Raw genomic sequence first — 12,819 nt, 5'->3', positions numbered from 1 at the left:
TCGCCAACATTGTTAAATTTTCCTAATAATTCAACTACCACCTATTTTGGCAGATGTGGTTTTAATTGTAATTTTTTAATATTCGCATGGGCTGTGATATACTATTACATTGGTAATGCCGAGCGTGTATAATCTTGTTAGATAAATGAAATACAGCTAGAAAGGCTGATACGTAATGAAAAAAGTGAAGATTCTCTTTTATATATATCAGATGGGCGCAGGAGGAGCAGCACGAACGTTATTAAACATTATTAACAACCTGGATCGGACGAAATTTGCTCCTATTTTAGTAACGCTTAACTTCGATGGATCGTACGAAGGAGAGCTAAAAGAAGATGTGAAGTTTATTAAATTAGATACAAACCGTCTAAGCAGATCGATTATGCCTTTATCAAAAATTATCAAAGATGAAGAGGTTGATCTTGTATTCAGCACGATTCCACGCGTTAATACGATTGCGATAATAGCTAATAAACTCTCCTTCTCTAAAGCGAAAAATGTCATTCGGGAAGCTGACAATTTGGGTGGAAGCTTTAAAGAAGATTTGCAGCTTTTAGGATTTGGGGCCGTTTATAAGTTATCGGATCAAGTTGTTTCCTTATCTGAAGGGGTGAAAGAAAATTTAGTCAGCAAATATAAAATCAGACCGTCGAATATTAAAGTGATTTACAATCCGGTTGATTTAGAAAGTATCAATGAAAAGGTAAGGAACGAACAAGTAGCAAAAGAACACCAAGAACTGTTTAACACTGCTGATAAAGTGATAGTAACGGCAGGACGCCTGGTCGAGCAGAAAGATCAACGTACGTTACTGCGCGCCTTTAAAATAGTCAATGAAACCCAAGCTAGTCGATTAGTTATTCTCGGTGAAGGCCCTTTAAAAGAAGAGTTAGTCAAATTAGCTCAGGAATTAGGCGTTCTTGAACGCGTTCACTTTATCGGCTTTCAAAGCAATCCATATATCTATTTTAAACAAGCAGATTTATTTGCGCTCTCGTCCGTCCATGAAGGTTTCAGCCATGTGATTGCCGAAGCGCTTGCTACCGGGACACCTGTCGTTTCAACTAATTGCAAATCAGGTCCGGCTGAAGTGCTCGATCACGGTCAATACGGAAAGTTATGTGAAGTCGGCAATGCAGATGAAATGGCTGAAAAAATGATCTCTGTTCTTACCCTGCAGGAAGAACAGGTGGCCAAAGTTATTGAAAATGGCTACATGAGGGCGAAGGACTTTGATGCGAAACAGATTGTAAAGCAGTATGAAGAAGTCTTTTTGAACACAGTAAATCGCAGTCAGTAAGGAAGTGGAAGCCGGTGAAAAAGGTTGTTCATATTACAACGGTCCATCATCCATTGGACCCGAGAATTTTCTATAAACAGTGTCAATCCCTGCAAAAAGCAGGATATGATGTAACTTTACTAGCTCCAGACGCAGAAGAGGTAGTGAAAGAGAGCGATGTCAGAGTAGTTTCAGTGAAAAAGCCCAAGAGTCGCTTGCTTAGGATGATAACTTCTCCTTATCAAGCATATAAAAAAGCAAAAAAGTTAGAGGCTGATTTTTACCATATTCATGACCCGGAGCTATTGCCTGTTGCTCGACTTTTGAAAAATAAAAATAACGTGGTCGTTTATGACATCCATGAAGATTATGAAACAAGCATTATGCAAAAGGAATATTTGAGTAAGCCTTTACGAAAAATTATAGCAAAAGCATACCGTCTAATGGAGAAGCTTTTTTCAAAAAAGCTTGAGCTTTGTTTAGCAGAAAAATATTACAAAGAAAAGTACCCACGAGGTAGATGTGTCCTCAATTATCCGGTTTTACATGAGCAAGCAATGAAAGACCTAGTGCAAGGTGAAAGAGTAGCCGATCAATTGCTCTATACAGGAAATGTGTCTGTTGAAAGAGGAGCGTTATTACAAGCGCGCATCCCTAAAATTGATCCGAGTATGTCAGTGTATTTTTACGGGAAATGTCCAAAAGCGTTAGCTGATAAAATGTTTGCAGAAGCCGGGGACTACAAAGAACAACTATTTATTAAAGGAATTGACCATTACGTTCCGAAAACTGAAATTGACGAAGCTTATACATCAAGGCACTGGCTTGCAGGAATAGCGTTATTTCCACCGGATGAACATTACTTAAAAAAAGAGCTGACGAAGTTTTTTGAATACATGAGTTACGGGCTGCCGATTGTTTGCTCGGATTTCCCTGCTTGGAAGGAATTTGTTGAAAAGCACCAGTGTGGGATAGCAGTCAATCCAAATAACGATGAAGAGATAAAGCAGGCGATTGCGTACTTACAAGCAAATGAAGCCGAAGCTTGGCAAATGGGGCAAAACGGCAAAAAGGCAGTAGTAGAAGAACTGAACTGGGACAGTGAAGCGAGGAAGCTTGTGAGCTGGTATGATGAGCTAGGGTCTAAAAATACGAGTGCCTAGGGTTGGTACAAATAAAGTACCAGTTGGATTGTTAAAAAGCCTGTGCTTAAACATTTATAGAGGCAATTCGAAAAAGGTGATGTAATTGAGTGTTGTTTATAAGGTTTTACCATTAGTTTCAGTAATAACGCCAGCTTATAATTCTGAGAGTTTTATTAGAGGTACTATTGAGTCAGTTCTTGGACAAACTTATTCAAATTGGGAAATGATAATTGTGGATGATTGTTCAACTGATAAAACTGTTGAAATAATAAAAGAATATATTCGGGTTGATAAGAGAATAAAACTAATACAGCTTAGGGAAAATAGTGGACCAGCAGTAACTCGTAACACTGCAATTAAGCATGCTAAGGGACGCTTTTTAGCTTTTCTTGATAGCGATGATCAATGGTTGCCTGAAAAACTAGAAAAACAGTTGAATTTTATGCTTGAAAAGAAAGTACCTTTTTCCTTTACGAAGTATCAACTTATTAATGAAGAAGGTTTTGGAACTGGAAGAGTAGTTCATATTCCCTCGAAGGTAAATTATAAACAATTGTTAAAAAATAACGTCATTGGGTGCTTAACTGTGATGTTAGATAAGGAGAAAATTGGTGATGTTGAGATGGTTAATATTCGAACACGTCAAGATTACGTATTATGGTTGCACCTAAGTAAAAAAGGTTATGAAGCTTATGGACTTCAAGAAGTATTGGCGAGTTACCGTAAAGTAGAAAATTCAATTTCCAGTAATAAAATTAAAATGGCAAAACAAAATTGGCACGTTTACCGGGAAATAGAAAAACTTAACTTATTAAAAAGTGTATGGTACTTTTTGCATTATATTTATTTTAAATTAAAGAAGTATTCGAGATGAAATTGATGTAATGAATATTTGTACATTACTCTATAAAATATGTGATAATAGTTAAAGTCTATCCTAAAAATGTTTGAATGAGTTTTAATAAATTGAATGGCGGTGTGAAATTAACATATGCGTGAATATATGAAAGAGATGCGTAAAAGAAAAGACCTGCTAATTTATCTAGTGAAATCGGGTCTTAAAGCAGAGCATCGTAATAGTTATTTAGGGTATTTTTGGTGGTTACTTGATCCATTATTAAACGTTCTTGTTTATTATTTCTTGGTAGTTGTAATCTTAGAACGTGGAGGGGAAAATTACGCAGTTTTTCTAGTAATCGGTCTAATTGGCTGGCGTTGGATGAATACTACAGTTAATACATCGGCTAAGGCAATCATCAAAAATTCGTCCATTATAAATCAAGTGTATCTTCCAAAGTCCATTTTCCCTCTTGCAGCATCTTTTACTCAAGTAGTGAACTTTGTCTTTGGGTTGGCAGTAATTGCTATATTTCTAATTGCTTTTGGAATTATTCCAGGTTGGCAAGTAATATATTTACCTTTAATTATAATGGTACAGTTAGTATTTTTGTTGGCTATAAGTTTATTTGTAGCCTATATTTGTGTTTTTGTCCGTGATATAGATAATATTTTATCTCACATCCTCCGAGTATTCTTTTACGCATCTCCAATTATATGGGAGGGTGGCCGATTACAGCACGTAGAATACAGCTGGATAAGTTGGTTTGTAGCGCTTAATCCGGTTGCGATTATACTGGATTCTTATCGCGCAGTTCTAATGTACCAAAGCAACCCTCAATTTTGGGGTTTACTCGTAATCGCCGTTTCTTCAATTCTTGTTATCTTTGGGGTATTATATTATTACAGTCGAAATGAACATAAAATTATTAAAGCTTTATAAAAAGAGGGTTTGTATATGTCAGTAACAGAAAACGAATCAAATGATGTGTCTGTTGAGTCTAAAGAAGTAGTCCTTCGTGTAGAAAATCTTGGAGTTTCCTTTAATTCAGGTTTTCATAAAGATGATTATAAATCACATGTTATTAATCTTTTTAGAAAGAAAAAAACGGAATCAAAAGAAAAACAAGATCAAGTCGTCTGGCCTCTAAAGCATATAAGTATAACTGGTTACAAAGGCGAAGTACTTGGAATTATTGGATCGAATGGATCTGGAAAAACAACACTCTGTAAACTACTTTCTGGTATTTTACAGCCAGATGAAGGAAAGATTTCTATTGATGGACGAGTATCTGCTTTATTCTCACTTGGTATGGGTTTTAATAAAGAATTAACAGGTCGTGAGAATGTCTATTTAAACGGAATGATGTTAGGAATTGAAAAAAACAAAATAAGTGATTTTATAGATGAAATTCAAGAGTTTTCGGGGTTAGGCGTTTTTCTAGACCAACCTATGAAAACTTATTCAAGTGGAATGAAGGCAAGGCTAGGGTTTAGTGTTGCTTCTTTTTTAGAGCCTGAGATTTTAATTTTAGATGAAGCTTTGAATACAGGTGATGCTGCTTTTAGCAAAAAAGCCGCCGGAAAAATGAGAGAACTCGTATCCAAAGCAAAAATGGTTATCCTTGTTACCCACAGCCTTCGCTTTGCGCAGAAAAACTGTGATCGATTGATTTGGTTAGATAAAGGGATTATTCGGGGTGACGGCGATCCGAAAGAGGTTGTCGAACAATATAAAGCTTCTGTACCAGTCAAAACGAGAAGAAAAAAGAAGAAGTTAGAGATACAAAAGACGAACCAAGTTATGAAGGAAAGAACGGTTGTAAAAGCTAAAAATGTAGGAGTTTCTTACAAGGTGAAAAATGATACCTTCTGGGCTTTGAAGAATTTGAATTTCGAAGTGAAGGAAGGAGAGGTCATTGGTATTATTGGACACAATGGGGCTGGTAAAAGCACTTTGTGTAAGTTAATGACTAATATTTTAACCCCGGACCAAGGTTCAATGGAATTAAATGGTGAGACGACTTCGTTATTAGGGTATGGGGCTGGTTTTAATGCACAACTAACCGGAAGCGATAATATTTATTTAAACGGAATGCTTCTAGGGATTCCGAAAAGGAAGATCGAAGAAGATTATCCAGAAATTGTAGAGTACTCGGAGTTGAAGAGTGCGATTGATAAGCCGGTTAAAGAGTATTCAAGTGGGATGCAAGCACGGTTAGGGTTTAGTATTGCGGCAACGTTACAGCCTGATATATTCATAATTGATGAAGCATTATCTACTGGTGACATGGCCTTTAAGCAAAAAGCAAGTGAGAGAATTCAAGAGATGATGGAAAAAGCGAAGGCAGTTATTATCGTCTCTCATAGTATGACATTTGTTGAAAAAATCTGTACACGTGTTATATGGATGGAAAAAGGCGAAATTCGTTTTGATGGTGACCCTACTGCAGCTGTGGAATTTTACGCACAAAGTGTAAATGGGAATAAAAGAAAGAAGATGCCTAAAAAGACACCCCTTAGGAAAAAGAAGAAAAAGAAAGAAGTAGGAACTGAAGTTTAAACAAAAACAGATGCAAAAAGTAATGAATAGGTGCTGAGGATTAGATGATAAAATCAAACATCCGAAAAATGTTACATGCAACAGAGAGACTGAGTTATAAAATGCTCAGTCTTAAGCAAAGGGAAAAGATTAAGAATTCGTTAACAGAAAAACAAAAGTATTATCTAAAGAAAATATTATTTTCAGGAAAATGGCAGCGAAGCGAAGTTGGTAAAGTAAAGCATCGCCTTTATAACCTGGGCTTTACTTATCGGGGATTCGCAGATCTTGAAGAGTTAAGCAAAAGAGAGAATGAGCCTTATTTAAACAGGCTTGCGAATTGGGAATTGGCGCTATGGCATGCTAACCAGTATACAAAGGAAGATGCTTGTAAGTGCCTAGAAATCTTAAATGTAGCACTAAAAGAAGAGGTCGATCCTAATCGGATACGTCAAGCGGCTATTATGAAAGCCGAATGTTATGACATATTGGGAGAAGCTGATCTTGCTAAAGAAGCATTATCTCACTCGCTAGCAACTGAACAGAACGCTGATGTCTATTTAGCCGCTGCTAATTTAGAATCATCAATTGAGAAACGTATAGAGTGGATTAATAAAGTATTAGAGCTTTATCAAATCTCGCCGGTTTCATTGGAGAAAAGGTCAAATGATCTTGCATATGATCGCTTGCATTCTAAAGGAGAACAACGAGGAAAAGCTTTAATTGACAATCCAAAAGTTTCTGTGATTATGCCTGTATATAACGCTGAGGATGTAATTGACACATCCTTAAGTTCTATTTTAACTCAAACGTGGGAAAACTTGGAAGTTTTAGTGGTTGATGATTGCAGTCAAGACTCAACGATCGAAAAAATAGAAGCTTATGTAAAAAAAGATTCTAGAGTTACGTTATTAAGAGCCGAGAAAAATGGAGGAGCCTATGCGGCGCGTAATTTAGCACTTAAAGTAGCAACGGGTGATTTTGTAACAATCAATGATGCTGATGATTGGTCACACACAGAGAAAATTGAAACACAAGTACGGCATTTGGTTAATAACCCAGAAGTTATCGGGAACACATCTGAACAGGCAAGGGCTACAAATGATTTGAAGTTTTATCGTCGAGGGAAACCAGGAACATATATTTTTAGCAATATGTCGTCTTTCTTATTTAGACGAGAAAAAGTTATGAAGTCTTTAGGTTATTGGGATACAGTTCGTTTTGCTGCGGACTCTGAGTTTATTAGACGTATTAAAAAAGTGTTTGGAGAGAAAGCTGTAGTTCAATTGCCAACAGGGCCGTTTTCGTTTCAACGTCAAACAACTACCTCATTAACAGGTAATTCTGCCTTTGGGTACCATGGTTACAAAATGGGGGCAAGACGAGAGTATGAAGAAAGTCATGATCATTTCCATGCTACTTCAGATAACCTTTATTACGATTATCCTCAAGTTAAGCGCCCATTTTCTGTCCCGGAACCTATGTGGCCTAATAAAGAGGAGAAAGTGGATGGATATCGCCAATTTGACGTGATAATTGGACATGATTACCGACTTGAGAAAGATTCTTTAATTTCAATTATAAAAGAAATTAATGAGTTAAAAAAACAAGGATTTAAAATCGGTCTTATTCAATTGTTTCAGTACGAAGTTAGTCCAGAAAAGAAAGTCCATCCGATGATTCGCGAAATGTTAGATGAACAAATTCAAATGGTTGTCTATGGTGAAAGGGTAATCTGTGACTTCCTTATTGTCAAACATCCTCAATCATTACAGGATTGGCAAAAATATATTCCAGAGGTTAAAGCTAGTTCTATACATGTTGTTATCAGTCAAGTAGTATCTGATCAGGATAATCAGGAAGGTACAACTATTGACTTTAGTAAATGCGAGCAACTTCTTCAAGAGTATTTCGGGAAAACAGGAATGTGGTACACAGCAAACTCAAATGTTCGAGAGTTGCTAGAGAAGAATTTGAAAGAAGATATAAGCTCCATTAACCTGATAGACAAGGTTTGGGAATTGGGAGATGTTATCGGTGAGAGACCAAGATTCGATGAACAAAAGTGATCCTGTAGATGAGCCTAATGATGATCGGTTATTAGAGAAATTAATCAAGCAAGAGGCTCAACTACAGAAATTACAAAGAGAAAAAAAGAAAGTTATGAAAGAGCGAGATCTTGTTGAGAAAAACTATAAAACCGTTACTAGAAATAAGGTTTGGAAGCTTTCTTGGCCTTTAAGAAAGTCGCTTGCATTGCTTAAAAAGGTTGGAGTATTTGTTCGATCGGCTATTTTTGGAGCGAAGTATCGAGCAGTTCTCGAAGAAAATAGTAAACTTCAGGCGAAAAAAACAAAGTTGCAACGGGATTTAGCTGTAGCCGAGGAAAGCCTTAAGGTAACTAAAAGAGATTTACAACAACGAGAAAAACGAGAATTAGAACTCGTTATGAAACTGCAAGAAATCGACCGTGACCATTTGATAGAAGGGGTTAAAAAGGCAGCAGATAATGGTGAAATCATCAATTGGCTTGATGAAGTAATCAAAATTAGGTCAAATCATGATGAAAAATATAGTGAAGCGCTAAGACTGGCAGCGAGCCTTTATAGCAATAAAGATGAAGTGATTAAACAGGCCGTTTATCAAAAGGCTTTAGCTGGATTGAAAATTGAAGAAGTACCTGAATTTATTATTCGAGCTGCAGAATCGGTGGAGAATCTACCTCTTGATCACGTTGCGTCATTTAAAGCAAGTTTAACGATGAGATCTAGACAGAGACAGCTTGAAAAATTTTTGCCAGAATGGATTCTCGATAATAAAATTGCGGCCTACACATTTATTGATAGCTTAGGGGTAAAAAGACCTTGGGTTTCCGATGAACAATTCTCTTTTTCGGAGATCCCCCCAAAAGAAGGTATTGTGATAAAGCCTGTTGAAGGTGCTGGTTCCCGAGGAGTATATCTTGTCCATGGTCTAGAGAATATACAGGATGTAAAAAGGTCACAAACCCTCGCTAGCTGGGAAGAACTTGAAACATATATAAAGGCTGACCTTGCTTCGGGTTGGGTTAATGAAGATAAATGGATGATTGAAGAACTTGTACTGGATAACAAAGAAAAAATAGCTGCGCGTGATATTAAATTTTACTGTTTTTATGGAAAAGTTGCGCTCATACTTGAAATAGTTCGGTTCCCAGAAGTGAAATACTGTTGGTGGACTGCAGATGGAATGCAGGTAAGTACTGGTAAATACGATTCGGCAACTTTTAATGGGCTAGGTGCCTCAAAGGAACAAATTAAACTTGCTGAAAAGATTAGTTCTGAGATTCCAGCACCATTTATGAGAGTTGACTTTTTGAAGAGTGATACTGATCTCGTCTTTGGGGAATTTACACCGAAACCTGGACATTATGATTATTTTAATGAAGATATTGATCGTTTACTTGGGGAATTTTATTTGGAAGCTGAAGCACGTTTGATTAAAGATTTGCTTAATGGTAAAAGATTTACTTATTTCTCAAAACTCCTATCTAAGAGTTAATAATTAATTATAATGAATAAAGTTTAGTTGGAATATAACGGTAGAAACGGTATTAGAGCATTGGCATATAGTTTAAATTCTTAAAAGAGTTTATTGTTTTTATTAGGAGGAAGCTCAATGAATCAGAAAAAAGTAGAATGGCTCCCTAACCTTTCAACTGAAGTTGTTGAAGCTGCGCGAGGGCATGAATTATGTCCGTATTTAATCGCATTAGAAGGTTGGAGAAGAGGGTTAACTCTTAAATGGTACTCAAAGGAATCAGAAAAATTTAATGATATGAAAGTATGGTATGTAGATAAGCCAGGTAGATTATTTTCATTAAGCTCCAATGACAAAACGCATTATTTTTTTCGTTCAAGAGGAGATATAGTAACTAATGAAGCTATTGAAATTGGTGCAGATAAAGAAAAAACAAAACAATACTTATCAAATGGTGAGGTTACAGTACCAAGAGGTACGCAGTTTAGTTCCGAAACTGATAATGAAGAAATATTGAGATATGCTTCTCAATTAAATTATCCTTTGGTAGTAAAGCCGACTAACGGTAGCTTTGGAAGAGGAGTAGTAACAAATATACAAGATGTTGAGTCGTTAGAAAAGGCACTTATACACGTTCGAACTGAACTTAAGTTATATGATGTAATTGTTGAACAATTTATTGTAGGTGATGATTTTCGAATTTATGTACTTGGGGATGAAGTAGTTGCTGCAATTAAGAGAATACCAACTAATGTAGTTGGAGACGGAATTAATTCCATTGAAGAGCTAATTATTCAAAAAAATGAAAAAAGGAAGGAAAATCCACGCCTTTATAGCTGTTTAATTAAAGTAGATAAAGAAATTAAAGAACTGCTAAAAACTAAAGGTTTAGAATTAAACAGTGTTCCTAATAAAGGTGAAAGGATTTACTTAAGAGAGAAAAGTAATATATCCCTTGGTGGAGAATCAGTAGACGCTATAGATGACCTTCCTAATGAAGTTAAGAATCTTGCTGTTAGAGCAATTAAGTCTATCCCGGGTCTATTTCATGGTAGTGTTGATATAATTTTTGATAAGACAAATGATTCTAAAGAGAGCGCTGTAGTTCTCGAGATTAATCCCACTTCACAAATTGGTTCTTTAGTTTTCCCAATGGAAGGGAAAGCAAGAGATGTTCCTAGTGCTATTATTGACTATTATTTCCCGGAATCAAAACCTGCTATAAAAACAAGCCTTTATTTTGATTTTAAAAGTGTTTTACAACCTCTAACAAGTAAGAATGCGATAGAAGTAGAGGTAGCACCTCCCCAATTAGGGCAAATATATGCAAAAAAATTAAAAGTTTATGGTGAAGTTCAATATGTTGCATATCACCAATGGTTACGAAAGAGAGCTTTAGAGTTAGGATTAAATGGTGTCATTAAGAACATCACTGATAACAGTATTGAAATTATTGTTGCTGGGATTAGCAAAGAAGATGTAAATTTTTTCCGAAATGTTGTTAGAGAATATCCTAAAGGAGTCGAAATATTTAATATAGTTGAGGAAGAATGGGAAGAACCTGTAAGGCTTGGCTTTGAGATTCAAGCAGAATTGAAAGAGTTAATAGCAGAAATAGCTAAAACTAGAAAAGAGATTGAGAAAGCAGAAAAAGGTAGATTACGTTTTGAACAAAACTATTTAAAGTTTAAGAATAGCAAAATTTGGCGCTTGACTTATCCTATTCGAAAGACATTTGATTTGATTAAAATGTTAAAACGTAAGTTAACTTAATTGTTATGTAGTGGATAAAAAATACTTAAACTAAACCTTTTATAGGAGGATGGGTCTAATGGACTTTAGTAATGAAAATTGGCTGTCACACTTAAATGGTGCGATACCAAAAGAGGCTTTTAGCGATAAGTTAAGTATGTATACAATCGCATTAGAAGGCTGGAGAAGAGGTCTGACGCTAAAGTTTCATACGGTAGTAAAAAAACAAAAGGTAAGGTTGCGATATAGTTTAAGTTACCAAGGTAGAGTTCATGAGTTTTCACATTCATTGGGTGATAAAATACCAGACGACATAATAGCTAAGTGTAAAAATAAAGAACTAACTAAGGAAATTTTAACAGAAAGAGGTATACCTGTACCAATGGGCAAAAGTTTTACTGCTGATGTTTCAAATGAAGATATTCTGAATTATGGAGCAGAAATAGGCTTTCCGCTTGTAATCAAACCAACAAATGGAAGCTTAGGTAGAGGAGTAATAGTGAATATTAACGATATAGATACATTAAGTAATGCCCTTGTTTACATTAGAGAAGAGTTAAAATACGATGAAGTTATAGTTGAGCAGTATATTGCTGGAGATGAGTGTCGTATCTACGTAATTGAAGATAAGGTAATAGGAGCAGCTAATCGTATTCCAGCCAATGTAATTGGTGATGGAGAAAGTTCAATAACAGAACTTATTGCGGCAAAGAATAAGTTAAGAAAAAAAAATCCATGCGTTTCTAAAAGGTTAATTAGGGTAGATAATGAAATGCTTAAATTACTTGAAGACTCTGGATATACGATAGACACCATCCCTCAAGAAGGAGAAAGGGTGTTTTTACGTCGGAAAAGTAATCTTTCGTCTGGAGGGGATCCGGTTGACTTTACAGATCAATTAACTCCGGAGATGAAAAATATTGCAATTAGAGCAGCTAAGACCATGGGGTTATCACATTGTGGTTTAGATATGATTGTAGATTTAGAGAGGAATAGTGGTGTGGTTATAGAAGTCAATTCAAGAGCTCACATAGGGTCATTATTGTTTCCTATGGAAGGTCAAGCCCGTGATGTTCCAAAGGCTATTATTGATTACTATTTTCCGGAAACACAAGATAAAAGCATTCAAAATGTATCCTTTAATTATAAAAGTATTTCAAGATTACTTCTTAATGAAATAGTTGATGAAGTGACGCTCCCTCAAGTACCAAATGAAGAATTGCAAAAAAAAAGCTACAGGATTTCAGGAGAAGTACAAGGCGTTGGATATAGAGCTTGGATTAGGAAGGTAGCTAAATCGCTACAATTACATGGTTTCGCAAAAAATTTAAAAAATGGAACAGTATTGGTTGTTGTAGCAGGAAAGAAAGATAGTATTGAAAAATTGGATGGAATTATTAATAATGAAAGTCCATCTAAAGCAATTATAAAAAAAGTGGTAGAGGATATTTGGCAGTCATCGGTAAATATTGGTTTTGAGGAATTAGAAGATACAAATATAATTAAATCGGTTAAAATAGACAACGAATGTAAAGCAGAAAAGGATAAATACAAAAAATTATTATCTCAGAAAGAGGAACTTGATAGAAATTATAAATCTCTCCTAAATAAATATGATATGCTTGAACATAAATATAGGTTAGTAGAAAACAGTATTTCTTGGAGATTGACTAAACCGTTTCGCAAACTTAAAAAAAATTAGAGTGAAATTAAGCTTAAGAAGTGAAAAAGTAAAGAGGGATATA

9 protein-coding genes are annotated in these 12,819 nt (G+C 35.5%); all 9 read left to right on the top strand.

What is annotated here, in order from left to right; all coding sequences use genetic code 11:
* The first annotated feature begins 175 nt into the window (after positions 1–175).
* The 9 genes from AC1FXZ_RS08070 to AC1FXZ_RS08030 all read left to right on the top strand — a co-directional run bounded on the left by AC1FXZ_RS08070 (position 176) and on the right by AC1FXZ_RS08030 (position 12,776).
* Positions 176–1,300 carry a glycosyltransferase gene (locus AC1FXZ_RS08070; RefSeq protein ID WP_480052388.1) on the top strand — a complete coding sequence of 375 codons (1,125 nt, stop codon included), beginning with the start codon at positions 176–178 and terminating at the stop codon, positions 1,298–1,300.
* Between the two features lie 14 nt (positions 1,301–1,314).
* Positions 1,315–2,442 (top strand): glycosyltransferase, encoded by a 1,128-nt coding sequence (locus AC1FXZ_RS08065; RefSeq protein ID WP_480052386.1) that lies wholly within the window; start codon positions 1,315–1,317, stop codon positions 2,440–2,442.
* 85 nt (positions 2,443–2,527) lie between these two features.
* Positions 2,528–3,298 (top strand): glycosyltransferase family 2 protein, encoded by a 771-nt coding sequence (locus AC1FXZ_RS08060; RefSeq protein ID WP_480052384.1) that lies wholly within the window; start codon positions 2,528–2,530, stop codon positions 3,296–3,298.
* 117 nt (positions 3,299–3,415) lie between these two features.
* A complete protein-coding gene (locus AC1FXZ_RS08055; RefSeq protein ID WP_480052382.1) occupies positions 3,416–4,204 on the top strand; it encodes an ABC transporter permease in 789 nt (262 codons plus the stop codon).
* A gap of 15 nt (positions 4,205–4,219) precedes the next feature.
* Entirely contained in the window at positions 4,220–5,824 is a 1,605-nt protein-coding gene (locus tag AC1FXZ_RS08050; RefSeq protein ID WP_480052380.1) for an ABC transporter ATP-binding protein, read from the top strand.
* 44 nt (positions 5,825–5,868) lie between these two features.
* Positions 5,869–7,872, top strand: coding sequence for a glycosyltransferase (locus AC1FXZ_RS08045; RefSeq protein WP_480052378.1), 2,004 nt, complete (start codon positions 5,869–5,871; stop codon positions 7,870–7,872).
* Entirely contained in the window at positions 7,841–9,343 is a 1,503-nt protein-coding gene (locus AC1FXZ_RS08040) for an ATP-grasp fold amidoligase family protein (RefSeq protein WP_480052376.1), read from the top strand. The genes AC1FXZ_RS08045 and AC1FXZ_RS08040 overlap by 32 nt, the downstream gene beginning before the upstream one ends.
* Before the next feature lie 117 nt (positions 9,344–9,460).
* Positions 9,461–11,095, top strand: a complete 1,635-nt coding sequence (locus AC1FXZ_RS08035; protein ID WP_480052374.1) for an acylphosphatase — start codon at positions 9,461–9,463, stop codon at positions 11,093–11,095.
* A 58-nt stretch (positions 11,096–11,153) separates the two neighbouring features.
* Complete coding sequence (locus AC1FXZ_RS08030; protein WP_480052372.1) at positions 11,154–12,776, top strand: acylphosphatase; 1,623 nt, start codon at positions 11,154–11,156, stop codon at positions 12,774–12,776.
* Positions 12,777–12,819 lie beyond the last annotated feature (43 nt).

The organism is Halalkalibacter sp. HAAS-P014 (assembly GCF_056619965.1).
Note: the sequence above shows the minus strand (reverse complement) of the source record. Positions and strands in the feature narration are given on the sequence as shown.

Excerpts from the sequence above, each read along its gene's own strand:
- AC1FXZ_RS08070 (WP_480052388.1), top strand. The coding sequence starts at position 176 with ATGAAAAAAGTGAAGATTCTCTTTTATATATATCAGATGGGCGCAGGA.
- AC1FXZ_RS08055 (WP_480052382.1), top strand. The coding sequence starts at position 3,416 with ATGCGTGAATATATGAAAGAGATGCGTAAAAGAAAAGACCTGCTAATT.
- AC1FXZ_RS08050 (WP_480052380.1), top strand. The coding sequence starts at position 4,220 with ATGTCAGTAACAGAAAACGAATCAAATGATGTGTCTGTTGAGTCTAAA.
- AC1FXZ_RS08045 (WP_480052378.1), top strand. The coding sequence starts at position 5,869 with ATGATAAAATCAAACATCCGAAAAATGTTACATGCAACAGAGAGACTG.
- AC1FXZ_RS08035 (WP_480052374.1), top strand. The coding sequence starts at position 9,461 with ATGAATCAGAAAAAAGTAGAATGGCTCCCTAACCTTTCAACTGAAGTT.
- AC1FXZ_RS08030 (WP_480052372.1), top strand. The coding sequence starts at position 11,154 with ATGGACTTTAGTAATGAAAATTGGCTGTCACACTTAAATGGTGCGATA.